We start from the raw sequence: 26,543 nt of genomic DNA, 5'->3' as shown, positions 1-26,543 counted from the left end.
CGGCCGTCTGCCGCCCGCGGCGGCGCGACGCGAGGGCGCACAGCGCCATCAGCAGCCCTTCTTGACGCTGATGACCGTGTTCAGCGGATGCTCGGAGTACGACGCGATCGTGGGGTCGCGGTGGGGCGGAAGCGCGGGGTCTGCGCCGGCGGCGAAGCACCGCGTCGGGAAGAGCCGCACGGCGTAGCGGGTCGTCCTCGCCCGCCCGGCGGCGGTCTGCCAGCGGACGGTGCAGCGCCAGGGCCACGGCTCGGCCTTCACCGGCTTGGCGCCCGCCTGCTCGCAGGTCACGCGGTCCAGCAGTCCGGTCGGCCGTTCCTGGCCGAGGTCGGAGGCGTCGTCGCGCGGCTGCTCCAGCACCGCCAGGCGGTCGAGGCCGGCGCGGAAGCCGTTGCCGAGGTCGCGCTGCAGCTCGGCGGCGCCGAGGTACCCGTGCGCGACCGGCCGCGGCGCGGCGACGCCGTGATGGGCGCCGCCGCAGCCGACGAGGATCAACGCGAGCGGGAGTAGGACTCGCCGCAACTCAGGGGTTCGTCGTGGCCAGCGTGAACGTCAGCGTCTTGGAGTAGCTGCCGGTGCGCAGGGCGTCACCGGCCCCGATGTGCTGCTTGAAGCCGATCGTCACGGCGTCGTTGGAGACGGGCGCGGTCCAGGTCGACTTCGAGAAGCTGACCTCCAGCGGCGACGGCAGCGCGAACGTCCCGTTCATCAGATGGCCGGGGTCCGACGAGCTCAGCGCCGCGTCGCCCGCGGTGCTGATCACGTTGGCGCTCGTGGACGCGGTGTAGTCCTTGTCCACGCCCGCGGTGAACGCGCCGAACGAGGCCGGAGCGCCGAGCGTCAGCGACAACGTCGCCGGCACCGTCCCGCCCACCGGCGCGTCGACGGCCACGTTGCCGTTCGAGCGACCAGGGGTGATCTCGTACGTCGTGTTGAGGCCGTGCTGCTGGGTCAGGAACATCCGCACGCCCTGCTGACGGCCCGGGTCGCCCGCGCCGAGCAGGCCGGCCTGGTCGGTGGCGCCGTCGGAGACGAAGATGCCGGTGGGCTCGTTGTTGCCCTTGACCTCGGCCTCCGGGTCGCGGCCGAGCGCGACCAGGCGCCGGCCGTCGCCGTTGATCGCGGTCACGGCCTTGGTGATGTCGAACGACCACACCGAGTCGAGCGTGTTGAGCTGCTGGTGCAGCGTGTCGCCGCGGTCCTCGGTCGTCAGGAACGTGCTCTTGTCGAGGAACGTGATGTTGTCGAACGAGTTGTGGGTCTTGTCGCCGACGAGGATCGCCTTGACGGTCGCGTCGTCGGAGCCCGCGCTGGGCATGTCGATGCGCAGGAACGCGCCCCAGGCGGCGCGCTCGGCCGCGCCGGGATAGTCCCCGCCGCGGACGTCGGTGTCGCCGGTCTCGGTGATCACGAACGACTTGAAGTCGGTCCCCGGCACGAACTTGCCGTTCTCCGGGCGCTTGAGCGGGGTCGCGCCCTTCGCCTTGGCGGCGGCGTTGGCGTCGAACGCGGCCGTTCCGTCGACGGCGGTGTCGTGGATCGTGACCCACTTGGCCGTCAGCGTCTCGCCGGAGTGCAGGCGGCGGATCGGCTCGCCCAGCGCGTCGTCGCGCGCGGCGGTCGGCGACTGCGAGGCCGGATGGAAGACGAACGGCGCGCCGTCGATCGACACCTGCAGCGCCTGCAGCTTGCCGGCCGCCAGGTCGGTCGGTGAGGTCGGCACGAAGCGGTAGATGAACGAGTTCGGCTGCTTGACGAACGTCTGCGTCCCGTTGTCGACGACGTTGGAGCCGCCCGTGTCCTCGACGAGGTAGACGTTGCCGAGCTTGTCGTTGTGGACGCCCTCGTAGCCGGCGCGGCCCATCGAGCCGTCGAGCTTGGTCAGGGCGGGGGTGCCGGTCGACGCCCACTTCAGCGGCGTGGAGACGACGCCGCCGCCGTTGCCGTTCTCCTGCGTGAACAGCAGTTGCCCGTTGAACGGGTCATACGTCGAGCCGTCGATCGTCGTGATCCCGGTCGTCGTGGCGTCGACCGGATCGTTGAGCAGCGTGATCCGGTGCGCCGGGTCGGTGACGTCGAGGTTGATCCGGGTCAGATAGGCCTTGTTGGAGCCGTTCTCGTGGCCCTGGATCAGGAAGTGGCGGCCGTAGTCGTAGCCCGCCGTCGGGCCGCCGGGGTTCTCGGCGGTGGCGAGGTACGTGTTCTGGTCGGGCTCGGTGCGCGTCCGCGAGAGCGCGTCGGCGTTGTCGTCCAGATAGCCGTAGGTCTTCCAGATGAACTTCGGGTTCTCGAGCGGGTTCGCACCGGCCGCGACCGGCGTCATCGAGTACCCGCCCGCCAGCACGTCGGCCGGATGCCCGCTCGCCGGCTGCGGTGTCGGGACCCCGCTCACGATCTGCCCCACGGCCACTCCACCCGCCGCCAGACCCGCGACGAGCGTCACACCGAGGGCGAAGCTGCGCTTCATTTTCAACCATCCTCCGTGACGCGACAAAGACGTCCGGAACCCTGACGGCTACCTCGCCGGGCTAGGTGATGGAGGTGTTACGGAACCGTGAGCGGCGGATGAGCCTCAGGCCGGCGCGTCGGCCTCTGGATCCCAGCGGCCGTCGGCGCCGACGTTCCCGGTGACCGGGTTCGCGCGGGCGGGATCTCCCGTGCGCGCGTAGGAGAAGGTCATCCGCACCTCGGTGCCCTGGCCGGCGGAGCCCTTGAGCTCGAACGCGTCCGAGAGCGCCGCGATCAGCGGCAGCCCGAGGCCCAGCGCGGGCGGCTCGGCGCGGGCGGGGCGCGGCTGGATGCCGGCGCCGTGGTCACGCACGACGATCGTCAGGCCCGTCTCGTCGGCGAGCATCTCGACCTCGAGCATGCCCGCGTCCTCGTCATAGGCGTGGACCACGACGTTCGTGCACGCCTCGGTGACGGCCATCTTCATGTCCGCCAGGACCGAGGCGTCGAAGTCCAGCGCGTCCGCCATCCCGGCGAGCGCCTGGCGCACCACGCCGACGCCCTCCGGCCGCGCCGGCATGGTCAGAAGGACCTCCGGCGCCGGGCCGCTCATCGGACGCCCTCCCCGAAATGGGACGCCTGAAACCCGCGGCCGAACCCGGGATGACCGCTGGCCAGGCTCATTCGACTGAGCCGTTGGTGGAGCGAGCGGCGGCGATGGCCTCCTCGCGACCCTGCAGCACCGGCAGGACGGGGACCAGGCCGGTGATGTCCAGGATGCGCTGAACGCCAGGCTCGACGGCGTCGCCCACGCACACCACGTAGCCCTGCCCGGCCTCGATCGCGCGTCGCCGCGCGTCCAGGAGCGCGCCGAGCACCGAGGAATCCACGAAGGTCGCGGCCGTCAGGTCGACGACGATGCCGCCCCCGCGGCCGAGGGCCTCCTCGAGCCGCTCGCGCAGGGTCGGCGCGGTGTAGATGTCGTGCTCTCCCTCTACGACGACGACGACGACGTCCTCGACGCTCTCGTCCAGCACGATTGGATTAGCGTCCATACGGGCGTGCACGATACCCACCTTCACCGTGAACTAACGTCAGTGGGCGGGTATGGGCGACGGTCTCGAGGCCTATAGAGCCAAACGCGACTTCGAGGGAACCCCGGAACCGGCGGGAGACGCCCCCGAGCGCGAGCCCGAAATGCGCTTCGTCGTGCAGGAGCACTCGGCGCGCGCGATGCACTGGGATCTGCGGCTCGAGCACGACGGCACGCTCGCGAGCTGGGCCGTCCCGAAGGGCATCCCGACCGACCCCAAGCGCAACAACCTCGCCGTCCGGACCGAGGACCACCCGCTCGAATACCTGGACTTCCATGGCGAGATCCCGGCCGGCCACTACGGCGCGGGCACGATGCGGATCTTCGACCGCGGCACGTTCGAGGTCCACAAATGGCGCGACGCCGAGGTGATGGTCACCTTCCACGGCGAGCGCGTGCGCGGCAAGTACGTCCTGTTCAAGACCGGCGGCAAGAACTGGATGATCCACCGGATGGACCCGCCGGAGGACCCGGATCGGGCGCCGCTGCCGGACAAGGTCCCGCCGATGTTGGCGCGCACGGGCAAGACGCTCCCGGTGGGGGACCAGTGGGCGTACGAGATCAAGTGGGACGGGGTGCGGGCGGTCGGCTACGCCGACGGCGGCCGGCTGCGCCTGGAGAGCCGCAACGGCAACAACATCACCCCCCGCTACCCGGAGCTGCGCGGGCTGGGCCGCGCGCTCGGCACCCACGAGGCGATCCTCGACGGCGAGGTCGTCGCGCTCGACGAGCATGGGCGGCCGAGCTTCCAGCGCCTGCAGCGTCGCATGCACTTGACGAGCGAGGGGATGGTCCGGCGGCTCTCGACCTCCGAACCCGTCGTGTACATGATCTTCGACCTGCTCTGGCTCGACGGCCACTCGCTGCTGGAGCTGACCTACGAGCAGCGCCGCTCCCTCCTGGCCAAGCTCGAGCTCGCGGGCCCCACCTGGCAGGTTCCCGCCTACCACACGGGCAATGGCCCCGGCCTGCTGGAAGCCACCAGGGCGCAGGGGCTCGAGGGCCTCGTCGCCAAGCGGCTGGACGGCACCTATCTCGCCGGCCGCCGCTCCCAGGGGTGGGTCAAGGTCAAGAACGTCCGCAACACCGACGTCGTCGTCGGCGGCTGGGTGGGCGGCGACGGCGGACGGCTCGGGAAGATCGGCGCGCTCGTGATCGGCTTCATGACCGACGACGGGGAGCTGCGGTACGCGGGCAAGGTGGGAACCGGCTTCAACGAGGCCGAGCTCAAGCGCCTGCAGGGCATCGTCGACCCGCTCGCGCGCGAGACCTCGCCGTTCACCGGCACCCAGCCCGAGAAGGCGACGCACTTCATCGAGCCGACCCTGGTGGCGAGCGTCGACTACGGGGACATCACCGACATCGGCACCTTGCGCCACCCGGTCTACAAGGGCCTGCGCGACGACCTCGACCCCGCGGACGCCGTCGCGCCGGAAGAACCGTAAATTGCGCCCTCGTCCTCCCCGTCCGTCAGAATGTGGGGATGGCGCGATCAATGTGGAGTGGAGCGATCTCGTTCGGGCTCGTCAACGTCCCCATCAAGCTCTACTCCGCGGTCTCCAAGAAAACAGTGCGGTTCCACCAGCTCAACGGCGAGACCGGGAGCCGGATCGCACAGAAGCGCGTGGACTCCGTGACCGGCGAAGAGGTTCCCTACGAGAACCTGGTCAAGGGCTACGAGCTGACCAAGGACTCCTACGTCCTGATCAACCCGGATGAGCTCGAGGCGCTGGAGCCGGAGAAGTCGCGCACGATCGACATCGAGGACTTCGTCGACCTCGCCGACATCGACCCCGTCTATTACGACCACCCGTACTACCTGGTCCCGGACAAGGGCGCCGCGAAGGCGTACGGGCTGCTGCTGAACGCGATGCAGGAGTCCGGCCGCGTCGCGATCGCGCGCGTGATCCTGCGCTCCAAGGAGCAACTGGTCGCGATCCGGCCGGCCCGCGACGGGTCGGTGCTGATGATGGAGACGATGATCTTCGCCGACGAGGTCGTCTCCACCGGAGACCTGGACGGCCTCCCCGACGCCGACGAGCTCAAGGTCTCCGACCGCGAGGTGGCGATGGCCCAGCAGCTGATCGACTCGCTGTCGGGTGCCTTCGAGCCCGAGCGCTACAAGGACGAGTACCGCGAGAAGGTGCTCGACCTGATCGAGCGCAAGGCGGCCGGCGAGGAGATCACCACCGTGCCCGAGGCGCCCGCGCCCGCGAAGGTGCCGGACCTGATGGCCGCGCTGGAGGCGAGCCTGGCCGCGGTGGACAAGCCGAAGCGCAAGAGCACCCCGGCCAAGGAAAAAGAGAAGGTCGGCTAGTCGATGAACTCGAGCCGCTCGGTAGTCCGGGTGAGCTCGAAGACGCGCTGAACGGGCGAGGGGCCGCGCAGGAGGATCAGGCGGCGGTCGTTCTCGCCCAGCAGCCGCGCGCCCTGCAGCACGGCGCGCAGTCCGCTGGAGTCCATGAAGTCCAGCTCGCGCAGGTCGAGCGCGACCTCGTCGAGCCCCGGTTCATCGGCGAGCCGGGCCAATTCGGGCTCGAACTCGGAGGTCGCGAGCAGGTCCAGCTCACCGCGCACAACGATGTTGGCGCGGGCGCCGTCGACCGTTGTATGGAATGAGAACCGCGTCACGCGCGGAAGCCTAAACCGCTGCGTCGGCGGGGAGTGTGACGTGATGACGAGGCTGCGTCGCGCCGACTGCTCCGGACCCGGGATCACACGCCGGCGCGCCGGCCGCGGGTTCGCGTACTACGAGGCGGGCGGCGAGCGGGTCACGGAGCCCGACGTGGTCGAGCGGATCCGCGCCCTCGGCATCCCGCCCGCCTGGAAGGACGTCTGGATCTGCACGGATCCCAACGGCCACCTGCAGGCGACCGGGATCGACGCCGCCGGGCGCAAGCAGTACCGCTACCACGACGCCTGGCGCGTCCGCCGCGATGCGGAGAAGTTCGAGGACATGACCCGCTTCGCGAAGGCGCTGCCGCGGCTGCGCGAGCAGGTCGAGGCCGACCTGGCGGGGACCGACGCGCTCACCCGCGAGCGTGTGCTGGCCTGCGCGGTGCGGCTGCTCGATCGCGGCTTCTTCCGGATCGGCACCGAGGCGTACACGGAGTCCTTCGGCCTGGCGACGATGCGCAAGCGCCACGTGCGCGTCGAGGACGGCCAGATGGTCTTCGACTTCCCGGCCAAGAGCGGCCAACGGCGCATCCAGGGCGTCGTCGACCCGATCGCCCAGGACGTCGTGTGCTCGCTCAAGCGGCGCCGCGGCGGCGGGCCCGAGCTGCTCGCCTACAAGGACGGGCGGGGCTGGGTCGACCTGCGTTCCGACGACATCAACGACTACCTGAAGGAGCGGACGGGCGGCGACTTCTCGGCCAAGGACTTCCGCACCTGGAGCGCCACCGTGATCGCCGCGCTGGCCGTCGCGGTCTCAGGCCCGGCGTTCGGCACCAAGACGTCACGCCAACGCGCGATCACCCGCGCGGTCAAGGAGACCGCCCACTACCTGGGGAACACGCCGGCGGTCTGCCGCGCGTCCTACATCGACCCACGCGTGTTCGACGCCTACCGCGGCGGTCTCGTCCTCGACCGCGAGCTGATCGAGGCCGCCGCCGAGCCCGGCTCGCTCCCCACCCAGCATCCGGCGATCGAGCGCGCGGTGCTGGACCTGATCGACGAGCGCGAGCACGCGCCCGGCGTGGCGAACCTGAACGGGGTCTGACCCTCTTCAGGTTTCGTCCGGCTTCGGCGGCGGTGGGTCGTCCGGCGGCGGGGTCTCGCGATCCGGCGTCGGATCGGCGGGGACGACCGGGTCGTCGGGGACGGCGGGCGTGGCCGGCTCCGGCGGCACGATCGGCGTCGCCGGCTCAGTGGGTTGCGGGACTTCAAGAACGGTCATGGTGCTCCCGATCCGTAGGCGTACAACTTCTCCAGCGAGGAACGGATGATCCGCGACACGTGCATCTGCGAGCAGCCGACTTGGTCGGCGATCTCGGACTGCAGCAGGTCCTCCGCGAAGCGCAGCCGCAGGATCTCGCGGGCGCGGTCGTCGAGGATGCCGGTCAGTCGCTCGAGCGTGACGCCCGCCTCGACGCGGGCGAACTCCTCGTCGTCGGAGCCGATCAGGTCGCCCGCCGAGGCCGAGTCGTTCTCCTCGTCGTGCACCGGCGCGTCGAGTGAGCGCACGGAGCGCCCCTCGGTCGCCTGCAGCGCCTCGACGATCTCCTCCGGCTGGCGTTCGAGCCGCGCGGCGAGGTCGGCGACGGTCGGCTGGCGGCCGAGCTCGGCCCACAGGGCCTCGCGCGCGTCCTCGAGTGCCAGGCAGAGCTCCTGCAGGTCGCGGGCGGGGCGCACGTCCCACGTCGAGTCGCGGAAGTACCGGCGCAGCTCGCCGAGGATCGTCGGCACCGCGTAGGACGAGAACGCGAGCCCGCGCTCGGGATCCCAGCGGTCGACGGCCTTGACCAGCCCGACCGACGCCACCTGGATGAGGTCGTCGAGTGGCTCGCTCGCCCGCCGGTAGCGCAGCGCAAGAGAACGCGCGAGCGGCATGTAGCGCTCGATCAGCTCCTCGCGGGCACGGTCGTCTCCGGTCTGGACCTTGCGCATCAGGCGCTGGTCCTCGCGCTGTCGGCGCGCGCGGTCGATCGGTGCCGCCGAGCGCGGCCGCTCGGCGCTTGCAAACTGAGCCATCAAACGGGTTCCGTACCCCGAGGCTCAGAAATCAGCCGTCGTCGGGGCGACCTCGTCCGTTCCCAGACAGGGCACCGGCCGGCTCCAGGACGAAGATCTCGAACGCCCGGAAGGGGTCGAACACGACCTGGCTGTGGTAGCCGATCACCCGGCGTCCGGTCAGCTCCTCGACGGCGCCGGTGGCCGTCGGGCCGACGACATCCTGGAACGTCAGCCGGTACTGGCGGACCAGATCCTCCTTGCCGGCGGCGAGCAGCGTCTCCTCGTTCCGGGTCATCCCGCCCTCGAGCACCACGAAGATGTAGTCGTCCTCGATGAACGCCTTGGCGGCCTCCGGACCGCGGCCGTAGTACCGCTTCTTGAGGCCGACCATCGCGTTGGCCAACGCGGCCCGGAGCGACCCGGGCGCCGTCAGGCCGGCGGCGTCGATCAGATCACGCGCATCGTCAGTCATACCTTCGGGTGGTCCTACCCCGAGACGAACTGGAAATGCGTGACGAGGCGTGTGAGCTCGAACAACCGCTGGATCCGCTCGTTGCCGGGCACCAGCGCGAGCGAGAAGCCGTCGCGCTCAGCGGCCAGCGACCAACGGGTCAGCAGCGTCAGCCCGGTCGAGTCCATGAACTCGAGCCCGCGCAGGTCGACGACCACGCGGCGCCCGGGCAGTGACGCGTCCTCGAGGGCCGCCTCGAGGTGCGCGCTGGTGCTCATGTCGAGCTCGCCGACCGGGCTCAGGCGGGCCTCATCGCCGTCATAGGCGACATCGACACGGAACGGGGGTGGTAGGAACTTGTCGGGCACGGGACTCCGGTAGATGGGATCACCGGAGCCTGCCACCGGCCCTGCCTGAGCAGAGCCGTTCGACCGTCCCCGTGGAGTTCCGCCCGCCCGCGGCTCCCAACCCGGAAGCGCGGACCTGCGAGCCGCGCACTCTATCCGACTGTAGGTAGGTTCATGGGGTGCCGCCCGCCAAGCGCCTGGAAGTCGCAATCGGCGACAGGACCCTGTCGCTCTCGAATCTGGAGAAGGTCCTTTACCCGCGCGCCGGGTTCACCAAGGGCCAGGTGATCGACTACTACACGCGGATCGCTCCGGTGCTGCTGGATCACCTGCTCGACCGGCCGCTGACGTTGAAGCGCTACCCCAACGGCGTCGAGGACAAGTTCTTCTATGAGAAGCGCTGCCCCTCGCACGCGCCCGCGTGGGTGCAGACCGCGTCGGTCTGGTCCGGCCGCAACGAGGGCAACATCGACTACTGCCTCTGCCAGGACCTCGCGACGCTGGTCTGGTTGGCCAATCTGGCGGACCTCGAGCTGCACACGCCGATGGCGCGGGCGCCGGAGATGGACCACCCGACGATGATCGCGTTCGACCTCGATCCCGGACCGCCCGCGACCGTGGTGGAGTGCGCACGCGTGGCCTTGGAGCTGCAACGGGCGTTCGCCTTCTGGGAGCTCGAGGCGTTCCCCAAGACCTCGGGGTCGAAGGGCATGCAGGTCTACTTGCCGCTGAACACGCTCGTGACCTACGCGGACACGCGCGAGTTCTCCAAGGGCCTCGCTCACCTGCTCGCGCGGCGCGACCCCGAGAATGTCCTCATCGACATGAACAAGACCAAGCGCGCCGGGAAGGTGTTCGTGGACTGGAGCCAGAACGACCGCCACAAGACGACGGTCAACGTCTACTCGCTGCGGGCGCTCGATCGGCCCACGGTCTCGACGCCGATCTCGTGGGACGAGGTGTCCGACATCGCAGACGGCGACGCGATGGCGTTTACTTCAGACCAGGTGCTTTCGCGCGTGGCCGAGATGGGCGATCTGTTCGCGCCCGTGCAGACGTTGGAGCAGGAGCTTCCGCGCTGATGCACCGGGTCGTGGTGGTGGGCGGCGGGTTCGCCGGGGTTCGCACCGTGCGCCGGCTGGCGGACGTGCCGGAGGTCGACATCACGCTGATCGACCGCACGAACCACTTCCTGTTCCAGCCGATGCTCTACCAGGTGGCGACAGGGGTGCTCTCGGGCGGGCAGATCTCGCCGGCGCTGCGCAGCATCTTCCGCCGCGATCCCAACGTGCGGGTGCTGCTGAGCGAGGTCGACGGGTTCGACCTCGAGAGGCGCGTGGTGCGCGCGTTCGGCGAGCACGAGTACGAGGTCCCCTACGACACGCTGGTCGTCGCCGCGGGCGCGACGCACTCCTACTTCGGGCGCGACGACTGGGCGGTCCTGGCGCCCGGCATGAAGACCGTCGACGACGCGCACCGGCTGCGGTCGATGATCCTCGGCGCGTTCGAGCTGGCCGAGGCCGCCGAGACCCCGGAGGAACGCGAGGCGTGGATGACGTTCGCGATCGTCGGTGCCGGGCCGACGGGCGTCGAGCTGGCGGGACAGGTCGCCGAGCTGGGGCAGCGGATCCTGGCCTCCGAGTACCGGTCGATCGACACCTCGCAGGCGCGGATCGTGCTGCTGGACTCCAACGCGCGGGTGTTGAAGACGTTCCCGGAGAAGCTCTCCGCGCGGGCACAGAAGGATCTCGAGTTCCTGGGGATCGACGTGCGGCTCGGCGTGCGGGCCGTGGGGATCGACCCCGAGGGGCTGGACGTCAAGATCGCGGGCGAGCCGGCGCGGATCACCGCCAAGACCGTGATCTGGGCGGCGGGCGTGAAGGCGTCCCCGCTGGGGGCGGCGCTCGGCGTCGAGACCGACCGGGCGGGGCGCGTGCTCGTCGAGCCCGACCTGACGGTGCCGGGGCATCCGGAGGTCTTCGCTCTGGGCGACATCGCCGCCGTGGACGGCGTGCCGGGCGTCGCGCAGGGGGCGATCCAGGGTGGCGAGCACGTGGCTCGCGTCATCGCCGCGCGGCTGAGCGGCTCGGCTTCGCCTGGGCCGTTCAAGTACAAGGACAAGGGCTCGATGGCGACGATCGGCCGCCGGCGGGCGGTCGTGGACATGGGGAGGCGCCAGCTCACCGGTCTCCCCGCGTACTTCGTCTGGGGCGTCATCCACCTCGCCTACCTGTCGCGCTGGGAGGACCGGATCGAGGCGATCTGGCGCTGGGCGTTCACGCTGATCGGCGGATCGCGGCGCGAGCGGCTGATCTCGATCGTCTCGCTGGTGCCGGAGACGACCGCGCGGTCGGTGATCCTCGAGCTCAGGCGGCGACGGGTCGAGCGCCTGGGCCAGGACCGCCCCTCACGTCCCGCGCCGTGAGGCGCCGGCCGCAGGTGTCGCAGATGCGGTGGGCGTCGACCTGGCCGCCGCAGTCCTTGTGGGTGAGGACCACGGGCGGACCGTCGGGCGCGTAGTACGCGTCGCCGAACTGCAGCAGGGCGACGACGACCGGCCACAGGTCGATGCCCTTCTCGGTCAGCCGGTACTCGAAGCGCTCCGGGCGCTCCTGGTAGCGGACCTTGGTCAGCACGCCCTCCTCGACGAGGCGGGTGAGGCGGGCGGTGAGGACGTTGCGGGCGATGTCCAGGCGGGCCGCGATCGTGTCGAAGCGACGGTTGCCGAGGAAGATCTCGCGCACGATCAGCATCGTCCAGCGCTCGCCGATCAGCTCCAGCGACTTGGCGATCGAGCAGTTCTGGCCGTCGTAGGTCCGTCCAAGCATGTGCAGTGGAGCGTAGCGTCATGAAACGCTGTCGTGTAGGGTGCGTTGCATGAAACAACTCGATCGGCGCTGGAAGGTGCTGCTCGTCACCGGGGTGTCCGTCTTCATGGCGTTCCTCGACGTGACGATCGTCAACGTCGCGTTCCCGTCGATCGAGCGCGCGTTTCCTTCTGCGTCGGTCGCGTCGCTGTCGTGGGTATTGAACGCCTACAACATCGTCTTCGCCGCGCTGCTGGTGCCGGCGGGGCGGTTGGCGGACCTCGTGGGGCGGCGGCGGATCTTCTTCGTCGGCATGGCGCTGTTCCTGGCGGCTTCGGCGCTGTGCGGGCTGGCGCCTTCGGTCGAGGTGCTGATCGGCGCGCGGGTGTTCCAAGCCGCGGGTGCGGCGCTGCTGGTGCCCACGTCGCTCGGGCTGCTGCTGCCCGAGTTCCCGCCTGAACGTCGCGCCACCGCCACCGCCCTCTGGGGAGCGGTCGGCGGTGTCGCGGCGGCCACGGGGCCGTCCTTGGGCGGGCTGTTGATCGAGTGGACGGACTGGCGGCTCGTGTTCTTCGTGAACCTGGTGCTGGGCGCTGTCGCGCTGGTGCCGGCGCGGCGGCTGCTGCGCGAGATCCGCGACCCGGATCGCGGGGCGGTGCCGGACGCGTTCGGGATCGTGTTGCTGGCGGGCGGCGTGGGCGCGGTCTCGCTGGGGATCGTCGAGGCGCCGGATTGGGGCTGGGGGAGCGCGCGCGTGGTCGGCGCGTTCGCGGCCGGTGCGCTGTTCTTGGCGTTGTTCGTGTGGCGGTCGGTCGTGCACCCGCATCCGGTGCTCGACCTCGCGCTGTTCCGCGTGCGCTCGTTCGCGACGGCGTGCGCGGGCGTGGGCGTGTTCGCGATGGGCTTCTACGCGGTGCTGCTGGCGAACATCCTGTTCCTGACGTCGGTGTGGGGCTACTCGACGTTGAAGGCGGGCTTCGCGGTGACGCCGGGGCCGTTGATGGCGGCGACGTCCAGCGCGTTGGCGGGGCGGATGATCGACCGCTACGGGTCGCGGGTGTCGGCGCTGCCGGGTGGGTTCGTGTTCGCGCTGGGCGCGTTGCTCTTCGCCGTGGGTCTGGATGCTTCGCCCGCCTATGTGACGCACTTCCTGCCGGCGACGTTGTTGACGGGCACCGGGGTGGGCCTGTCCTTCGCGGGGTGGAGTGCCGCGGCGGTCTCCGAGATGCCGCCGGCGCGCTTCGCGACGGGCTCGGCGATCTCCACCTGTTTCCGGCAATTGGGCGCCGTCCTGGGCATCTCGGTGCTGATCGCGCTGGTGGGTTCGACGCCCGGTCTGGACGAATTCCATCGCGCCTACTGGTTGATGGCGGTCACAGGTGCGACAGCGGGTCTGATCGGGCTGTCATTGCGGCGCGTTCGCGGTACCGTCCCGTCATGGACCTCGAAGAGCGCACCCTCGACGACACCATCGCCCGAACGTGCGCCGTCTGCGGCGCGAAGTTGACCAGCCAGGAGATCAAGGACGCGCGCGAGGAGGGCGGTCCCTTCCTCTGCACGGTGCACGCCATGGAAGAGGTGCCCGAGGAGGACGACGTCTAAGCGGCGTTGAGCCTGTGTGCCAGTCGCCTGACGCTGTGTCTGAGCTCGGGCGGGTGGCGGATCGTGAAGTCGCACCCGGCGCCGGCGAGCAGGCCGGCCGCCCAGTCGAGCGAGTCCGCGCGCATTCTGAGCACGGTGCCTTCGGGCGTGGGTTCAAGGTTGGCCAGCGTGGGCGGGAAGCGCTGGAGCGCACGCTCGTGGTCGGTGTGCAGCAGGACCTCGACGCCGTGCTGCCAGGGGACGCTCGCGAGTGACCGGCTGACGAAGTCGGTGGCGTCGAAGCCGGGGGGTGGGGGTGCGCCCTTGCCGGCCGGTTGCGGGTGTGTCGCCCGGTCCGCCCGGATCGTCCGCGGATCGTGCCGTGCGTGGTCGAACGCGGCGACGTACCAGCGGCCGTTGTGGGCGACGACGCCCCAGGGCGTGAGTTCGCGCTCGCTGGTCTCGCCCTGGGAGTCCGTGTAGCGGACGCGTACCTTGCGGGCGCTCCTGGCCGCGTCGGCGAGCGCCAGGAGCGTCTCGCCGTCGGGCGGCTCGGCGTCGATGCGGCCGGTGAATCCCAGGGTGCTCTCCAGCGACTCGACCGGCGCCTTGAGGCGGTCGGGGAGGACGCGGCGGACCTTCGTGAGCGCGCTGTCGGTCTCGATGCCGAGGCGCTTGGCCGCCATCAGGCCGAGCGTGACGGCGGCGGCCTCCTTGGGGGTGAACATCAGCGGCGGGACGCGGTAGCCGGGCTTGATGCGGTAGCTGCCGCCGCGGCCGCGCTCGCCCTCGACGGGGATGCCGAGGTCGCGGAGGGCGACGACATCCCGTCTCAGCGTCCGCGTGTCCACCTGCAACTCGTTGGCCAGCTCCGGCCCGGTGGCGGTGGGGCGGTCCTGCAGGAGTTCGAGGAGCCTCAGCACGCGATCGGTCTTCGCCATTTGAGGACAGAATATGCCCTGTTTTGGTCGTAGCGTGTCCGGCATGGCGTACTCCCCAAGACAGATCAGCTTCCTCGGGCGCTCCGATCAGACCAAGCACTACGCGATCGCCGCCGGCGGCCCGGTGGGCGACGTGTTGGTTGCCGCGTGCCGCGATCTGGCCGAGCCCGGCGTGCCCGGCTTCACGATCGCCCACGAGGGCAAGTCGGCGGCGATGGCCCTCGTCTACTGGTGGGCGGAGGAGAACGAGGTCCACCGCCGCGCCTACGCGGCCCCGCTCCCGTTGGCGTCCGCATCGGACCTGGTCGCGTTGACCGACACCGCCATGGCCTGCGTGTGGGAGCTCGAGGTGATCGACTTCGAGCGCCGCGCCTGGCTCTCCGACGTCCTCGTCGACGGCGACCTGGAGGGGTACCTGTCGCGTGCGCTCGAGCCGGTGGCGGTCTGATGAGCAGCGTCCACGACTTCGACTTCCTCCCCGGCCGCTGGGAGATCGCCAACCGCCGCCTCGTCGACATGCTCGACCCGGACTGTGCCGAGTGGGAGGAGTTCCCCTCCGTCTCCACCGCCTTCGCGATGCTCGACGGCTACGGCAACCACGACCACTTCGTGGGCGACGGCTACGAGGGCTTCTCGCTCCGGTTGTATTCGCCCGAGGAGGACCTCTGGCGCATCTGGTGGTCCTCCACTGCCCGCCCCGGCCGACTCGACCCACCGGTCGAAGGCCGCTTCTCGGACGACGGCTCCAACGCCCGCTTCGAAACTGACGACGTGCTGGACGGCGTCCCCCTGCGCATGCGCTTCGACTGGTCGGACATCACGCCCACCTCCGCCCGCTGGGACCAGTCCTTCTCGTTCGACGAAGGCGCCACGTGGAAACGCAACTGGACCATGCTCCTCACCCGCACCGCCCCCTGACCGCCCTGGGCCCCATGCGGCGCGCCCGTCCACGGGGCGCGGCGGCGCGGCTCGTGCCGGCCGCGCGGCTCGTCTCGCCCGGGCGGCTCGTCCCGGCCGCGCGGCTCGTCTCGCCCGGGCGGCTCGTGCCGGCCGCGCGGCTTGTCCCGGCCGCGCGGATCGTGCCGGCCGCCTGGCGCGTCCGGGCGGCGCGGCTTGTCCCGCCCGGGCGGCTCGTGCCCGCCGCGCGGCTCGTCCCGCCCGGGCGGCTCGTGCCCGCCGCGCGGCTCGTCCCGCCCGGGCGGCTCGTGCCCGCCGCGCGGCTTGTCCCGGCCGCACGGCTTGTCCCGGCCGCGCGGCTCGTCTCGCCCGGGCGGCTCGTGCCGGCCGCGCGGCTCGTCCCGGCCGGGCGGCGCGCCCGCCCGGGGGTGACCCTCGGGGGTTTCGTGTGGCGAAACCAGCGGGGGTCACCCTTCGCCGGGCGGTCAGGCCGGGGCGGCGACGAGCTTCGACGCGGCGTCGGCGATCGCGTCGGCGTCGATCTTTGCGCCGTGCAGGAGTTCCTCGGGGGTGCCGGAGCCCGGGATCTCGCGGACGGCCAGTTTGACGACGTGGGCGTGGGCGTCGCTGGTGGCGAGGGCGTCCAGCACGGCGTCGCCGAGGCCGCCCTCGGGGGCGTGGTCCTCGACGGTGACGATCGCGCCGCAGTCGCGGGCGGCCGCGGCGATGGTGTCGGCGTCGATCGGCTTGATCGAGTACGCGTCGACGACGCGGGCTCGGATGCCGTCGGCGGCGAGGCGCTCGGCGGCCTTGACGGCCTCGTCGAGGGTGATGCCGCAGGCGACGATCGCGACGTCGGTGCCGTCGTCGACGGCGATGCGCGAGCCGCCGATCCGGACGGCCTCGTCGCTCCCGGTGCGGACCGGGGTCTTGGCGCGCAGGGTGCGGATGAACGAGATGCCGTCGTGGTCGGCGACGGCGGCGACGAGCTGAGCGGTCTGCTGCGCGTCGCTGGGGTGCAGGACGACGGAGCCGTGGATCGCGCGCAGGGAGGCCATGTCCTCCAGCGCCATCTGCGACGGGCCGTCCTCGCCGATCGAGACGCCGGCGTGCGAGCCGCTCAGTACGAGCTTGGCGCGGGAGATCGCGGCCATGCGGACGAAGTCGTAGGCGCGCGAGAGGAAGGCCGCGAAGGTGGACACGAACGGCGTCCAGCCACGGACCTGCATGCCGACGGCGGCGGCGACGAGCTGCTGCTCGGCGATGAACATCTCGAAGTAGCGGTCCGGGTGGGCCTCGCGGAAGTCCTCGGAGTGGGTCGAGTTCGAGACCTCGCCGTCCAGAGCGACCACGTCGCCGCGCAGCGAGCCCAACGCGGCGATCGACTCGCCGTACGCCTTGCGGGTGGCGACCTCGTCGCCCAGCCCGTACGCCGGCAGCGAGCCGCCGCTCGTCGGGAACGTGTGCGCCGCGGCGGTCGACGGGCGGGCGACGTCCACGGACAACGACCGCTCGCCGCCGAGCTCCGCGATCGCTCCCTCGGGGTCGTCCAAAGGCTTGCCGTGCTTGCCGGGCTGGTCCTCGACCGCCGCGACGCCCTTGCCCTTCTTGGTCCGGGCGACGATCGCCACGGGCTGGCCGACGGTGTTCTCGGCCTCGGTGTAGGCGGCCTCGATCGCCTCGACGTCGTGGCCGTCGATCGCGATCGCCTTCCAGCCGAAGGACTCGATCCGGCGAACGTAGCCGTCGAGGTCCCAGCCGAGCATCGTCTCGCGCGTCTGGCCGAGCCGGTTGACGTCGATGATCGCGGTGATGTTGTCGAGCTTCTCCCAGCCGGCGTGCTGGAAGGCCTCCCACATCGAGCCCTCGGCCATCTCGGAGTCGCCGCACAGCACCCACACGCGGTAGGGCAGCTGGTCCAGCGAGCGGCCGGCCATGGCCACGCCGACCCCGATCGGCAGCCCCTGGCCGAGCGAGCCGGTGGCGACGTCGGTCGGCGGGATCCGCGGTGTCGGGTGACCCTCGAGCCGCGAGCCGAGCTTGCGGAACGTCAACAGCTCCGCGTCATCGATCGCGCCCACGGCCTTCAAAACGCTGTAGTACAGCGGCGACGCGTGGCCCTTGGAGAAGATCAGGTGGTCGTTCCCCGGATTGCCCGGATCGCTGTAGTCCAGCCGCAGGTGCCCGTCGAGCAGCACGGCCATCAGGTCGGCGGCGGACATCGAGGAGGTGGGGTGGCCCGAGCCGGCGGCGGCCGACGAGCGGACGGAGTCCACCCGCAGCTGCTGCCCGAGCTCGCGCCGGAAGTCGGCGTCGTGAGCCATGACCTACGCCGCCACGAGCTTGAGCTTGGACTCGAGCCCCTCGATCAGGTCGGCGAAGGACTTGGAGAACTTCTCCACCCCCTCGCGCTCGAGCGTCGCGACGACGTCGTCGTACTTGACGCCGGCGCTCTCGAACGCGTCGAGGATGCGGCTCGCCTCCTCAGGGTTCTCCAGCAGCGTGTCACCGCGGATGTCCCCGTGGTCGGCTACGGCCTCGACGAGGTCGCGCGGCATCGTGTTGACCGTGTCGGGGCCGACCAGTTCCTCGACGTACACGGTGTCCTTGTAGTCCGGGTTCTTGACGCCGGTGGACGCCCACAGGCAGCGCTGCTTGGACGCGCCCTTGGCCTCCAGCGCCTCCCACTCCGGCGTCATGAAGACCTCGCGGTAGGTCTGGTAGGCGAGCTTGGCGTTGGCGATCGCGAGCTTGCCGAGCAGCTCGTCGTGGCCGCCGATCGCCTTGAGGCGCTTGTCGGCCTCGGTGTCGACGCGCGAGACGAAGAACGAGGCGACGGAGGCGAGCCGGGACGGGTCGCCGCCGCCGTCGACGAAGCGCTGCACACCGCGGACGTAGGCCTCGGCGACCTTGCGGTGGCGCTCGAGCGAGAAGATCAGCGTGACGTTGACCGGGATGCCGGCGGCGATGGTGTCCTCGATCGCCTGCAGGCCCTCGACGGTCGCGGGGATCTTGATGAAGAGGTTCGGGCGGTCGACGAGCCCGTGCAGGCGGATCGCCTCGGACTTCGTCTTGTCGGTGTCGTGGGCGAGGTCCGGGTCGACCTCGAGCGAGACGTAGCCGTCCTTGCCCTCGCCCTCGTCGTAGACGGGGCGCAGGATGTCGCACGCGTCGCGGATGTCGTCCACGGCGAGCCGCCAGAAGATCTCCTTGGGATCGGAGAGCTCGGCGCTCAGCTCGCGGATCTGCTCGTCATAGGCGTCGCCCTCGGCGATCGCGCCCTGGAAGATGGTCGGGTTGGACGTCACACCCACGACGCCCTGGCCGACGAGACCCTTCAGGTCACCGTCCTTGACGAAGCGCCGCGACAGGAAGTCGATCCAGACGCTCTGGCCATGGTCGGCGAGCTGCTTCAGGGGAGTCATATAGGAGTCCTTTCGGGGGAGTACCTCACACGATGACACTCCCCCGGTGAGACCCCGGGCTAACAGGTGGTGAAGCCGCTCATGAGGACGCGCGGCGGGCGGGGCGAGACGCGGCGGCGCGGCGCGGCGACGCGCCGCCTGGGGTGGCGGGCGCGGGTGGGAAAGCGGGGACGTCGCGGCGCGGGCGACGTCCCGCTTGGCTAACGCGGTCTGGCGGAGATTTCCCGCAGCCAGGCGGCTACGGCTTGCTCGTCACGCCTCGCCTCCCGTCGCCGTGCGGCGCGCGCCTGGGAAGCGGTGATGGTGTTCGGCTCGGACGGCCGCGAGAAGCGCTTGGTGGGGGTCACCGGGGTCGCGGACGTGCGAGGTTGCTGATCCCTCGAAGAGGCAATCGACATTGCCGACAAACCTACCTCTCGCGTGCAAGGTTGTCCACGCCTCCGGGGCCAACCGTGAGGCTTTGTTTCCGACCTGACGTCCAACAACGCTCAGCCTGAAAGGCAGGCGATAGGGACGATGAGGTACTCCAGAAAAAAGAGCGCCCAGACGCGCATGTAGAAGCGCGTGAAGCCCTCGCGGTCGCGCGGATCCGCTGCCCGTGAGAAGTACCAGAGCAGCCCGGCGGCGGCAAGGTGGCCGACGACGAGAACCACGGGCTGTGCGTCATTCGCCAGCGCGAACGGGGCGACGAAGATCATCCCCGCGTAGGCGAGCGCGAGCGCCGCGAGCCCGATCTGGAAGACCCGCTGCCCGCCCAGTCGCACCGTGAAGGTGCGGATGCTGTACGCGCGGTCGCCCTCGATGTCGGGCACGTCCTTGAGCACCGCGATCGCGAAGCTGAACGGCAGCACGAACAGGCACAGCGCCCACACCGGCGCGTCGATCCGCCCCGCGAAGTGCCAATAGACCCCGAGATTGACGACGAGCGAGCGCACCCCCGTGATGCACAGCGACGCGGCGACCGGGAAGCGCTTCAACCGCAGCGGCGGCAGCGAGTAGACCGCCCCGACCGCGAGGCCCGTCGCGACCGCGGCCGTCTCCACCCACCCCTGCGTGAGCGCGAGCACGAGCGGCACGACCGTGCACACGAGCACGATCGTCCGCGCCGACCCCAGCGAGAGATCGCCGGCCGCGATCGGCAGGAACGGCTTGTTGATGCGATCGATCTCGACGTCGGTGATCTGGTTGACCCCGACGATCGCGATGTTGACCATCAACCCGACCAGCAGCGTGGCGGCGAGGTCGCCCACGCCGCGCGCGTTCTCGGAGATCGCCCACAGCCCGACGACCGAGAGCGTCGTGCCGATGATCGTGTGCGGCCGCGCGAACCGCCACAACACCCCGAAGGGGTTCGCGCGGGTGATTGCGGCCGCGATCGTCACGCGGCTCGCCTCGCCGCGACGCGATCGCGCAGCGTCAGCGCGACCGCGATCGGGATGAACAGGGCGCCCGCCAAGGATCCGGCGACGAAGCGGAGCGCGAACCGCACCCGCGACGGCGGCGGCTCGGCGGGCGCCGGGGGCGGCGCGGGTGATGGGCCCGGGCGGGGCTTGACGCCGCTGATCGCGAGCGCGTACGGCCCTCGGCGGTCGCGGTACCAGGACGGGGCGAGCTCGACGACGCGGATGTCCTCGAACCCGGCCGCCGCCATCCAGCCGCGGTACTCGTCCACCGACGGAAAGAGCATCCAGGTCTCCGCCAGCGCGCGGGCGACGCGGTTCGCCGGCCGCACCGGGCCGATCATGAGCGCGGTCGCGCCCACGCGCACCACGCGGTAGGCCTCGGCGATGCCGCGCTGCGGGTCCGGCCAGTACTCGATCGACCCGGCCGAGACGTAACGGTCGAACGTGTCGTCCGCGAACGGCAGGTTCTCCGCGTCCCCCAGGACCCGCGGGCAGTCCGCCAGCGCGGGCTTGGTGCGCGACCGGGCCAGCTGGTGCGGCGACTGGTCGAGCATCGTCACCGCCGAGGCCTCCACGCGCGCCACGATCCCCTCGGTCGTGAAGCCCGTCCCCGCGCCCGCGTCCAGGACGGTCTGGCCGCGGGACAACGAGCCGTGATCGAGCGCCAGCTCGCGCATCGCGGGCGTCCAGAACAGCGGGTTGACCCACCGGTCATAGCCGAGTGAGAGGAAGCGGTAGAACCAATACGCCTCGCGCTTGTGCTGGATCAGACGCATGGCTCGGGCACGATACGGGGGTGAGCGAGGCGCTGGACCACTGGCTGCCGGACTACAGCGTCCGGACCTATCACCGCCGTGAGGCGCAGGTCCCGCGCACCGCGCTGTGGGACGCCGCGACGACGATCCGCCTGGCCGACACGCGCCGCCTGGGCAAGCTCGTCAGCTGGCGCATTCCTGGCCTCCACGCTTCGCAGACCTACCACGAGATGTTCCGGGCCTACCCCTTCACCGTCCTCGAAGAGACAGAGGACACGCTCATCTCCGGACTGTGCGGGAAGATCTGGACGCCCGCCCGCGACTACCCGCGGCTCGAGGACGCCGACGCGTTCGCGCACTGGAGCGAGCCCGGGACGGTGCGGGTCGCCTTCGCCCACCACGCGGAGCCGACCGAGAACGGCGGGTCGCGGCTCGTCTCCGAAGCCCGGGTGGACCCTGTCGACGCCACCGCCCGCCTGCGCCTGAAGGCGATCTGGACGGTGCTCGGCCCGTTCGAGCGCCTGGTCGGAGCTGAACCGCTCGAGTTGGCGGTCCGGCGGGCGCGGACGGACCCTTAGAATCCCCCCCGGGATGGTGCGCGCGCGGCTGGACGACCCCCGGCGGATCGAGGCGGCGCGCCGCCTGCTCGCCCAGGCACGCAGGGAAACGCTGGAGCGCCTCGCCGCGCTCAGCGCGAGGCTCCTCAACGCCGCCCACGCGCAGATCGCCCTGGTCGCGGATGTGCCCGTGCTCGTCACACCGGGTTCGCCGGTCACCGACGCGCTGTTGCTGGAGGCGTTCGCCGAGCCTGTCGCACGGCCCACGTTCCTCTCCGCTCCGATCGACGTCGCCGGCGACCGCGTCGGCCTCCTCACCGTCCAGGCGGCGGAGCCGCGCGAGTGGACGCACCACGACACCGAGACGCTGCGCGAGCTCGCGGGAACCGTGGCGGCCGAGCTCGAGCGCGGCGCGCTCGCCGCCGAGCTCGAGTCGAGCATCGTCCGCCTCGACCTCGGCTTCGCCGCGGCGGGCGTCGGCAGCTTCGACTGGAACCTCGTCACCGACGCGCTGCACTGGGACGACCGGCTGATGGAGCTCTTCGGCTACGAGCCGGAGACCTACGTCCCGCACATCGACTCGTTCTCGGTGCGCCTGCACCCGGACGACCGGGCGAAGACCGAGGCGGCGATATCCCGCGCGGTCGAGTCGCGTGGCGACTACGAGGCCGACTACCGGGTCGTGCACCCCGACGGCACCGTCCGCTGGGTCGCCGCGCGTGGCCGCGTGCTGGCCGATCCCGACGGCCGCCCGGTGCGGATGCTCGGCGCGGCCTACGACATCACCGATGTCCGCAGCGGCGCCGAGCGCCTCGGCCGCGTGCTCGAGACGATGAGCACGGCGTTCTTCACGATCGACCGCGAGTGGCGCTTCACCTACGCCAACGCCGCCGCGGAGCGGATCCTCGGCCGCTCGGACCTCGTCGGCCAGGTCATCTGGGAGGTCTACGACGACCTCGACGGGACCGAGTCCGACGTCCACTTCCGCGGCGCGATGGCGACCGGAGAGCCGCGCAGCTTCGAGCAGTTCTACGCGCCGCTGGACACGCACTTCGACGTCCGGGTCACGCCCTCGGACGACGGCATCAGCGTCTACTTCCACGACATCACCTCGCGCGTTCGCGCCGAGCAGGAGCGCGAGGCGGCGCTCGAGCAGACCGGCGCGGCGACCGGGCGCCTGCAGATCCTCAGCGCCGCGGGCGCGAGGCTGGCGGGCTCGCTGGACGTCGACGAGCTGCTCGGGATCCTCGGCGACGTCGTCCTCAACGGGTTCGGCGAGGGGCTCGTCGTGGCGCTCGACGACAACGGCGCGTTCCGGATCGTGCAGGCCGTGCACCAGGACGACGAACACTCCAGGGGGCTCGCTGCGCTTGCCGGCGAGGAGCTGGTGGTCGACCGGTTCGGCACGCGGACCGGCGTCCTCGGGGAGCTCGTCGACGCTCCCGCCGGCCTCGAACAGGCGCCCGCGATGGCGCTGCCCTTGATCTCGCGCGGGCGCACGCTGGGGGCGGCGGTCGTGATCGGCGCCGCCGAGAGCGCGCTCGACCGGCGCGTGCTGGTCGAGCTCGCGGCCCGCGCCGGCGTGGCGCTGGACAACGCCGAGCTGTTCGGGTCCGAGCGCCGGCTCGCCCTCACCTTGCAGCGCTCGCTGCTGCCGACGGCGCTGCCGCAGCTGCCGGGGATCGAGCTCGCGGCGCGCTATCTGCCAGGCGTCGGCGGGCAGGACGTCGGCGGTGACTTCTACCTCGGTCACCCGCTCGACGACGGCCGCCTGCTGCTGATGATCGGCGACGTCATGGGCCACGGCCCGCAGGCCGCCGCCCGGATGGGGCAGCTGCGGGCGGTGCTGACCGCGTACGCCTACGACGGCGACCCGCCCGACCGTGTCCTGGCGCACATCTCCACCCGCGCGACGGCGCTGCTGGACCTGCCGCTGGCGACCGTGATGGTGGGGATCTACGACCCGATTCCGCGCCGGCTGACGTTCGCGCTCGCCGGGCATCTGCCGCCGCTGATCGCGCCGCTCGACGCCGCCCCCGTGTTCGTCGACGCCGCCCCCGGACCGCCGCTCGGCGCCGGCGTCACCGCCTACGAGCGCCACCTGTTCGACATCCCCCCGGGCGCGACCGTCGTCTTCTACACGGACGGGCTGATCGAGGACCGGACGCGCTCGATCGACGTCGGCCTCGAGCGGCTGCGCGACGCCCTGCGCGAAGTCAAGCTGCCGCCGGAGGCGGTGTGCGACCACGTGCTGCATGCGGTCGGTCGCGCCGAGGGTGGCGAGGACGACATCGCCCTACTGGTGATGAACCACCGCGCCGTCCTCGAGCCCGGCGAGGCCTGAGGTCCGCAGCCACAGGCGCCGCCCGCGCCACACGCGCGCCTCGACGTGGCCGGTGAGGTGGTGGTTGGAGCGCAGCTCGAGCCGCCGTTCGCGCGGGAGCGGGACGGGGAGGCGGTGTCCGCCGCCCGCCTCGCCGCGGATGTCGACGCGGTAGCGCGGCGAGGTCGCGCGGATGTGCCACTCGCCGCCGCCCGCGCGGGCGACGGTACGGGCGAACGGCGGCGCCAGCGCGATCGTCTCGCGGTCGGTCCAGGCGACGACCGCCGTGGGCGCGATGCCGTGGATGCGCCCGCCCGCGAACGCGATCCCGGGGCCCTGGCCCCACCACCAGTGGTCGGCGAACGCGGCGCCCCAGTTCTTCTCCGCGTAGACCTGCGTGCCGTCGAGCGGGCGATTGTCGTACGCGCCGGTGACGCGCGCGTCGAGCAGGTGCGGCGCCCAGTACTGGCCGAGCCACGGGACCACGTGGGCGATGCCGAGCGGGCCGAGCGGGCGCGGCCAGCCACGGCGGGCTTCGAAGCGGGCGTGGAGCGTTCGCCCGAGCTCGACCGTCAGGGCGCTCTCGTCGGCCTGGAGCGGACCGGCATCGACGCGCAGGCGGTCGAAGGAGACGCTCGCGCGCTCGACGATCCGCGTCTCCTCGAAGCCGTCCGGCTCGGAGGCGAGCGTGACCATCGCCCAGGTGCCGTGCTCGTCCCGGCACACGCCCGCGATCGCGCAGACGCTCCAGCCGGCGCCGGCGAAGCGCCAGTAGTAGCCCTCGAACGCGGTCCCGTGCGCGCGCCGCAGGTCAGCGAACGGGAGGTCGGCCCCGGTCCGGCGAAGCAGATGCACGCGGCCACGGTACGGAGAACCCCGCGGGGAGGTCGAGCAGGAGCGTCGACCAGCCGAAGCGCTGCTCGCCGTGGCCGGAGCCGGTGCGCGGGTGGTAGTACTCGCGCAAGCCCGATCGAGCGGCCGCGTCGGCGACGCCCTGGGCGAGGCGGTCGGCCTCGTCGTGCGCGCCCAGCGCGCGCAGGCCGCCGACCATGAACCAGGCCGTGTTCACCCACGCGGCGCCGCGCCACGTGCGGTAGGCGTTGAAGCCAGGGCGGAAGCTCGGCTCCTCCATGGAGACGCTGGGGACGCCGAAGCGCGCGAGGTAGCGGCGGGGGTTGAGGAGGTGCTCGTTCGCCAGCCGCTCGCGCACCTCGCGGGGGACGGCGTCGAGCGCGAGCGGTGCCAGGCTCGACCAGGTCGAGACCTCGACGCGATGCTCGTCGCGGCCGGCGAGGTCGAAGAACAGACCGCGCTCGGCATCCCAGCAGCGCTCCATCAACGCCTGCTCGGTGCGGGCGGCGTGCTCGGCCCACTCCGGCTCGCCGGACATGCGGTGCAGGGCTCTGAGCGAGAGCGCGTGGGCGACGTTGACCAGCACGTCCTCGACGTGCTCGTCGCTGGTGCGCGTGAGGGCGGCGGCGTTCCAGCGAGCGCGCCGGCAGCGCTGGACGAGCCGTGCGTACCCCGGCTTGTAGTGCGCCAGTGAGCCGTAGACGGCGTCGTACTTGGGGGAGTCGTCGAGGCCGGACTCGTCGGGCAGCAGGATCGTGATCAGCCCGTCGTCGTCGGGGTCGCGCTCCTCGATCAGCCAGCGGGCGTGGGCCTTCAGCGGCTCCAGGCCCTCTTGCCTGAACGCGTCGTCGCCGTGTGCGACCCGCTCCCACGCGACGGCCAGCAGCGGCGTCTGGATCGAGGCCGTGCCGGTGTCGCCGCGGAAGTTGAGGGTCGCGTAGAGCGGGGCGCGACGCCAGCGCGGCGAGGCCTGCCAGAACGCGGTGTGGGGGATGAAGCCGTCGGGGCGCCCGGCTCTGAGCAGCGTCCGCAGCTCCTCCTTGGCGCGGGCGCGGTCGATGTGCGTCCAGGCGATCGCGTGGAAGCAGCTGTCCCAGTACCACTGGTGCTTGTAGCGGCGCGGGGACGGGCAGGTGAACGCGAACGGGGTGCCGTCCCGGCGGGTGCCCTGGCGCCAGTTGGCGCGCAATACGGCCTCCGCCGGGCCGTTCAACACAAGTCGTCGTACGTGACGGCGACGCGCCCCCGCGCGCGCTGCAGCACCCGCTCCAGCGCGAGCACGTGGCGGGGGTGATCGAAGTCGGCCGGGTGCAGGTCCAACCGCAGCACCTTGCCCGACAGCGCCGCGCCGGCGCGCACGAACGCGGGCGAGGTCGCGCGCTTGAAGCTGCTGCTCGTGCCGAGGGTCAGCGCGGGCGCCCCGGCGCGGGCGTTCCCGCGCAGTGAGAGCAGCGTCGCCCACCAGTCGAAGCGCGTCGCCAGGTGCTCGCGCAGCGCGCTCGTGTAGGCGTAGCCGGGGGCGACGAACCCGCGCGGGTTCAGCCCGGCGCCGGTGAGGACGTTGTGGCCGGCGTCCACGGAAGCGATGGTCGCGTCGGCGTCCAGCCCGGGGTACTCGGCGGAGACGCCGCCCTGGAACTCCCGCAGCGGCCGCTGCAGGCGCGACGGCGGCCGCGTCCGCCGGTGCTGCAGCCCGTGCTGGGCGACGGCGTCCCCCGCGTCGACGCGGTCCAGCAGCCAGTTCGCGAGCTCCGGCGAGCGGGCGGGGAACGGGTGCAGCTGCGGCGCGGGGATCACCAGCAGCGTCACCCGCCCGACCCCGAGGTCGTCGAGCCAGTCGCGGATCAGCGCGCAGCGCGTGAACGTCGCGGGCTCGACGTCGTGGATCGCCACCGCCAGCACGCCGTTCTCGTGCCGGAGCGGCGGGGCGGGCGGCCGCGGCAACAGCGCGGTCATCGTTCCCGCTCCAACCGCCGCGCGGCGCGGACG

At 71.5% G+C, this 26,543-nt stretch carries 28 protein-coding genes; 10 read left to right on the top strand and 18 right to left on the bottom strand.

Translation table 11 applies throughout. The features are described 5' to 3' along the window. Positions 1-48 precede the first annotated feature (48 nt). From G569_RS0125930 to G569_RS0125915, 4 genes are all read right to left on the bottom strand, one after another. Positions 49-522 (bottom strand): hypothetical protein, encoded by a 474-nt coding sequence (locus G569_RS0125930; RefSeq protein WP_157592315.1) that lies wholly within the window; start codon positions 520-522, stop codon positions 49-51. 1 nt (position 523) lies between these two features. After that, the gene (locus G569_RS51615; protein ID WP_053226994.1) at positions 524-2,467 is read right to left on the bottom strand and encodes a hypothetical protein; all 1,944 of its coding nucleotides are present in this window, start codon (positions 2,465-2,467) and stop codon (positions 524-526) included. A gap of 105 nt (positions 2,468-2,572) precedes the next feature. Further along, the gene (locus tag G569_RS0125920) at positions 2,573-3,061 is read right to left on the bottom strand and encodes an ATP-binding protein (protein WP_028065590.1); all 489 of its coding nucleotides are present in this window, start codon (positions 3,059-3,061) and stop codon (positions 2,573-2,575) included. Positions 3,062-3,128: 67 nt separating this feature from the next. Then, positions 3,129-3,503 (bottom strand): STAS domain-containing protein, encoded by a 375-nt coding sequence (locus G569_RS0125915; protein WP_064750451.1) that lies wholly within the window; start codon positions 3,501-3,503, stop codon positions 3,129-3,131. A gap of 52 nt (positions 3,504-3,555) precedes the next feature. On the opposite strand from G569_RS0125915, the gene ligD (G569_RS0125910) reads away from it, so the two are divergent. After that, positions 3,556-4,986, top strand: coding sequence for a non-homologous end-joining DNA ligase (gene ligD / locus G569_RS0125910; RefSeq protein WP_028065588.1), 1,431 nt, complete (start codon positions 3,556-3,558; stop codon positions 4,984-4,986). A gap of 38 nt (positions 4,987-5,024) precedes the next feature. Continuing rightward, on the top strand, positions 5,025-5,858 hold the full coding sequence (ku, locus tag G569_RS0125905; protein WP_028065587.1) for a non-homologous end joining protein Ku: 834 nt from the start codon (positions 5,025-5,027) through the stop codon (positions 5,856-5,858). Here the strand turns inward: ku and G569_RS51610 are convergent. Then, on the bottom strand, positions 5,855-6,172 hold the full coding sequence (locus G569_RS51610) for an STAS domain-containing protein (protein ID WP_037499114.1): 318 nt from the start codon (positions 6,170-6,172) through the stop codon (positions 5,855-5,857). The genes ku and G569_RS51610 overlap by 4 nt on opposite strands. Positions 6,173-6,215: 43 nt before the next feature. On the opposite strand from G569_RS51610, the gene G569_RS51605 reads away from it, so the two are divergent. Next, positions 6,216-7,262: a DNA topoisomerase IB gene (locus G569_RS51605; protein ID WP_053226991.1), complete on the top strand. Its 1,047-nt coding sequence runs from the start codon at positions 6,216-6,218 to the stop codon at positions 7,260-7,262. Between the two features lie 6 nt (positions 7,263-7,268). Here the strand turns inward: G569_RS51605 and G569_RS62990 are convergent, their stop codons facing one another. Genes G569_RS62990 through G569_RS64045 form a run of 4 tightly spaced genes read right to left on the bottom strand, consistent with a single transcriptional unit; the run spans position 7,269 to position 9,034 of the window. Continuing rightward, entirely contained in the window at positions 7,269-7,439 is a 171-nt protein-coding gene (locus tag G569_RS62990; protein ID WP_157592314.1) for a hypothetical protein, read from the bottom strand. Continuing rightward, positions 7,436-8,233, bottom strand: a complete 798-nt coding sequence (locus G569_RS51600) for a SigB/SigF/SigG family RNA polymerase sigma factor (protein WP_084285564.1) — start codon at positions 8,231-8,233, stop codon at positions 7,436-7,438. Before G569_RS51600 ends, G569_RS62990 begins: the two co-directional genes overlap by 4 nt. A 31-nt stretch (positions 8,234-8,264) precedes the next feature. Next, entirely contained in the window at positions 8,265-8,687 is a 423-nt protein-coding gene (locus G569_RS0125880) for a Na-translocating system protein MpsC family protein (protein WP_028065586.1), read from the bottom strand. 14 nt (positions 8,688-8,701) lie between these two features. Next, positions 8,702-9,034, bottom strand: a complete 333-nt coding sequence (locus G569_RS64045) for an STAS domain-containing protein (RefSeq protein WP_053226989.1) — start codon at positions 9,032-9,034, stop codon at positions 8,702-8,704. A 158-nt stretch (positions 9,035-9,192) separates the two neighbouring features. Between G569_RS64045 and ligD (G569_RS0125870) the strand changes: the two genes are divergently transcribed. Both ligD (G569_RS0125870) and G569_RS51590 read left to right on the top strand, forming a co-directional pair. Next, positions 9,193-10,095, top strand: a complete 903-nt coding sequence (gene ligD / locus G569_RS0125870) for a non-homologous end-joining DNA ligase (protein ID WP_053226988.1) — start codon at positions 9,193-9,195, stop codon at positions 10,093-10,095. After that, positions 10,095-11,438, top strand: a complete 1,344-nt coding sequence (locus tag G569_RS51590) for an NAD(P)/FAD-dependent oxidoreductase (RefSeq protein ID WP_084285562.1) — start codon at positions 10,095-10,097, stop codon at positions 11,436-11,438. Before ligD (G569_RS0125870) ends, G569_RS51590 begins: the two co-directional genes overlap by 1 nt. Here the strand turns inward: G569_RS51590 and G569_RS0125860 are convergent. Beyond that, a complete protein-coding gene (locus G569_RS0125860; protein WP_028065584.1) occupies positions 11,380-11,841 on the bottom strand; it encodes a winged helix-turn-helix transcriptional regulator in 462 nt (153 codons plus the stop codon). The two genes, G569_RS51590 and G569_RS0125860, sit on opposite strands and share 59 nt — an antisense overlap. A gap of 49 nt (positions 11,842-11,890) precedes the next feature. Between G569_RS0125860 and G569_RS51585 the strand changes: the two genes are divergently transcribed. Continuing rightward, entirely contained in the window at positions 11,891-13,327 is a 1,437-nt protein-coding gene (locus G569_RS51585) for a DHA2 family efflux MFS transporter permease subunit (protein WP_053226986.1), read from the top strand. A 91-nt stretch (positions 13,328-13,418) separates the two neighbouring features. Here G569_RS51585 and G569_RS0125845 read toward each other — a convergent pair whose 3' ends face one another. Continuing rightward, entirely contained in the window at positions 13,419-14,342 is a 924-nt protein-coding gene (locus G569_RS0125845; RefSeq protein ID WP_028065583.1) for a helix-turn-helix transcriptional regulator, read from the bottom strand. A gap of 43 nt (positions 14,343-14,385) precedes the next feature. Between G569_RS0125845 and G569_RS51580 the strand changes: the two genes are divergently transcribed. Beyond that, positions 14,386-14,790, top strand: coding sequence for a hypothetical protein (locus tag G569_RS51580; RefSeq protein WP_053226985.1), 405 nt, complete (start codon positions 14,386-14,388; stop codon positions 14,788-14,790). Further along, positions 14,790-15,260, top strand: a complete 471-nt coding sequence (locus G569_RS0125835) for a hypothetical protein (RefSeq protein ID WP_028065582.1) — start codon at positions 14,790-14,792, stop codon at positions 15,258-15,260. Before G569_RS51580 ends, G569_RS0125835 begins: the two co-directional genes overlap by 1 nt. Before the next feature lie 464 nt (positions 15,261-15,724). On the opposite strand, the gene G569_RS0125830 is transcribed toward G569_RS0125835, so the two are convergent. The 4 genes from G569_RS0125830 to G569_RS51575 form a co-directional block, all read right to left on the bottom strand. After that, positions 15,725-17,563 carry a transketolase gene (locus tag G569_RS0125830; protein WP_028065581.1) on the bottom strand — a complete coding sequence of 613 codons (1,839 nt, stop codon included), beginning with the start codon at positions 17,561-17,563 and terminating at the stop codon, positions 15,725-15,727. 3 nt (positions 17,564-17,566) lie between these two features. Further along, on the bottom strand, positions 17,567-18,664 hold the full coding sequence (tal, locus tag G569_RS0125825) for a transaldolase (protein WP_028065580.1): 1,098 nt from the start codon (positions 18,662-18,664) through the stop codon (positions 17,567-17,569). Positions 18,665-19,152: 488 nt separating this feature from the next. Next, positions 19,153-20,046, bottom strand: a complete 894-nt coding sequence (locus G569_RS0125820; protein WP_037499109.1) for a homogentisate phytyltransferase — start codon at positions 20,044-20,046, stop codon at positions 19,153-19,155. Next, positions 20,043-20,843 carry a methyltransferase domain-containing protein gene (locus tag G569_RS51575; protein ID WP_053226984.1) on the bottom strand — a complete coding sequence of 267 codons (801 nt, stop codon included), beginning with the start codon at positions 20,841-20,843 and terminating at the stop codon, positions 20,043-20,045. Before G569_RS51575 ends, G569_RS0125820 begins: the two co-directional genes overlap by 4 nt. A gap of 20 nt (positions 20,844-20,863) precedes the next feature. Between G569_RS51575 and G569_RS0125810 the strand changes: the two genes are divergently transcribed. Together G569_RS0125810 and G569_RS51570 are read left to right on the top strand one after the other, a co-directional pair. Further along, entirely contained in the window at positions 20,864-21,400 is a 537-nt protein-coding gene (locus G569_RS0125810; protein WP_028065578.1) for a hypothetical protein, read from the top strand. A 13-nt stretch (positions 21,401-21,413) separates the two neighbouring features. After that, a complete protein-coding gene (locus G569_RS51570; protein ID WP_053226983.1) occupies positions 21,414-23,723 on the top strand; it encodes a SpoIIE family protein phosphatase in 2,310 nt (769 codons plus the stop codon). Here G569_RS51570 and G569_RS51565 read toward each other — a convergent pair. The 3 genes from G569_RS51565 to G569_RS0125790 are packed head-to-tail and all read right to left on the bottom strand — an operon-like array spanning position 23,676 to position 26,510. Then, positions 23,676-24,557 carry a hypothetical protein gene (locus G569_RS51565; protein ID WP_053226982.1) on the bottom strand — a complete coding sequence of 294 codons (882 nt, stop codon included), beginning with the start codon at positions 24,555-24,557 and terminating at the stop codon, positions 23,676-23,678. The two genes, G569_RS51570 and G569_RS51565, sit on opposite strands and share 48 nt — an antisense overlap. After that, positions 24,514-25,767 (bottom strand): amylo-alpha-1,6-glucosidase, encoded by a 1,254-nt coding sequence (locus tag G569_RS0125795; protein ID WP_157592312.1) that lies wholly within the window; start codon positions 25,765-25,767, stop codon positions 24,514-24,516. Before G569_RS0125795 ends, G569_RS51565 begins: the two co-directional genes overlap by 44 nt. Next, positions 25,764-26,510, bottom strand: coding sequence for a DUF2334 domain-containing protein (locus G569_RS0125790; RefSeq protein WP_028065576.1), 747 nt, complete (start codon positions 26,508-26,510; stop codon positions 25,764-25,766). The genes G569_RS0125795 and G569_RS0125790 overlap by 4 nt, the downstream gene beginning before the upstream one ends. Positions 26,511-26,543: the final 33 nt, after the last annotated feature.

It is taken from the genome of Solirubrobacter soli DSM 22325 (assembly GCF_000423665.1).
Classification (GTDB): domain Bacteria; phylum Actinomycetota; class Thermoleophilia; order Solirubrobacterales; family Solirubrobacteraceae; genus Solirubrobacter; species Solirubrobacter soli.
The sequence above is the reverse complement of the archived record's forward strand: the minus strand, read 5'-3'. Positions and strand labels throughout refer to the sequence as shown.

What these genes read in the sequence shown, in the direction of transcription:
- G569_RS51615 (WP_053226994.1), bottom strand. Translation starts at nt 2,467, where the DNA reads ATGAAGCGCAGCTTCGCCCTCGGTGTGACGCTCGTCGCGGGTCTGGCG.
- G569_RS0125920 (WP_028065590.1), bottom strand. Translation starts at nt 3,061, where the DNA reads ATGAGCGGCCCGGCGCCGGAGGTCCTTCTGACCATGCCGGCGCGGCCG.
- G569_RS0125915 (WP_064750451.1), bottom strand. Translation starts at nt 3,503, where the DNA reads ATGGACGCTAATCCAATCGTGCTGGACGAGAGCGTCGAGGACGTCGTC.
- ligD (WP_028065588.1), top strand. Translation starts at nt 3,556, where the DNA reads ATGGGCGACGGTCTCGAGGCCTATAGAGCCAAACGCGACTTCGAGGGA.
- ku (WP_028065587.1), top strand. Translation starts at nt 5,025, where the DNA reads ATGGCGCGATCAATGTGGAGTGGAGCGATCTCGTTCGGGCTCGTCAAC.
- G569_RS51605 (WP_053226991.1), top strand. Translation starts at nt 6,216, where the DNA reads ATGACGAGGCTGCGTCGCGCCGACTGCTCCGGACCCGGGATCACACGC.
- G569_RS62990 (WP_157592314.1), bottom strand. Translation starts at nt 7,439, where the DNA reads ATGACCGTTCTTGAAGTCCCGCAACCCACTGAGCCGGCGACGCCGATC.
- G569_RS51600 (WP_084285564.1), bottom strand. Translation starts at nt 8,233, where the DNA reads ATGGCTCAGTTTGCAAGCGCCGAGCGGCCGCGCTCGGCGGCACCGATC.
- G569_RS0125880 (WP_028065586.1), bottom strand. Translation starts at nt 8,687, where the DNA reads ATGACTGACGATGCGCGTGATCTGATCGACGCCGCCGGCCTGACGGCG.
- G569_RS51590 (WP_084285562.1), top strand. Translation starts at nt 10,095, where the DNA reads ATGCACCGGGTCGTGGTGGTGGGCGGCGGGTTCGCCGGGGTTCGCACC.
- G569_RS0125860 (WP_028065584.1), bottom strand. Translation starts at nt 11,841, where the DNA reads ATGCTTGGACGGACCTACGACGGCCAGAACTGCTCGATCGCCAAGTCG.
- G569_RS51585 (WP_053226986.1), top strand. Translation starts at nt 11,891, where the DNA reads ATGAAACAACTCGATCGGCGCTGGAAGGTGCTGCTCGTCACCGGGGTG.
- G569_RS0125845 (WP_028065583.1), bottom strand. Translation starts at nt 14,342, where the DNA reads ATGGCGAAGACCGATCGCGTGCTGAGGCTCCTCGAACTCCTGCAGGAC.
- G569_RS51580 (WP_053226985.1), top strand. Translation starts at nt 14,386, where the DNA reads ATGGCGTACTCCCCAAGACAGATCAGCTTCCTCGGGCGCTCCGATCAG.
- G569_RS0125835 (WP_028065582.1), top strand. Translation starts at nt 14,790, where the DNA reads ATGAGCAGCGTCCACGACTTCGACTTCCTCCCCGGCCGCTGGGAGATC.
- G569_RS0125830 (WP_028065581.1), bottom strand. Translation starts at nt 17,563, where the DNA reads ATGGCTCACGACGCCGACTTCCGGCGCGAGCTCGGGCAGCAGCTGCGG.
- tal (WP_028065580.1), bottom strand. Translation starts at nt 18,664, where the DNA reads ATGACTCCCCTGAAGCAGCTCGCCGACCATGGCCAGAGCGTCTGGATC.
- G569_RS51575 (WP_053226984.1), bottom strand. Translation starts at nt 20,843, where the DNA reads ATGCGTCTGATCCAGCACAAGCGCGAGGCGTATTGGTTCTACCGCTTC.
- G569_RS51570 (WP_053226983.1), top strand. Translation starts at nt 21,414, where the DNA reads ATGGTGCGCGCGCGGCTGGACGACCCCCGGCGGATCGAGGCGGCGCGC.
- G569_RS0125790 (WP_028065576.1), bottom strand. Translation starts at nt 26,510, where the DNA reads ATGACCGCGCTGTTGCCGCGGCCGCCCGCCCCGCCGCTCCGGCACGAG.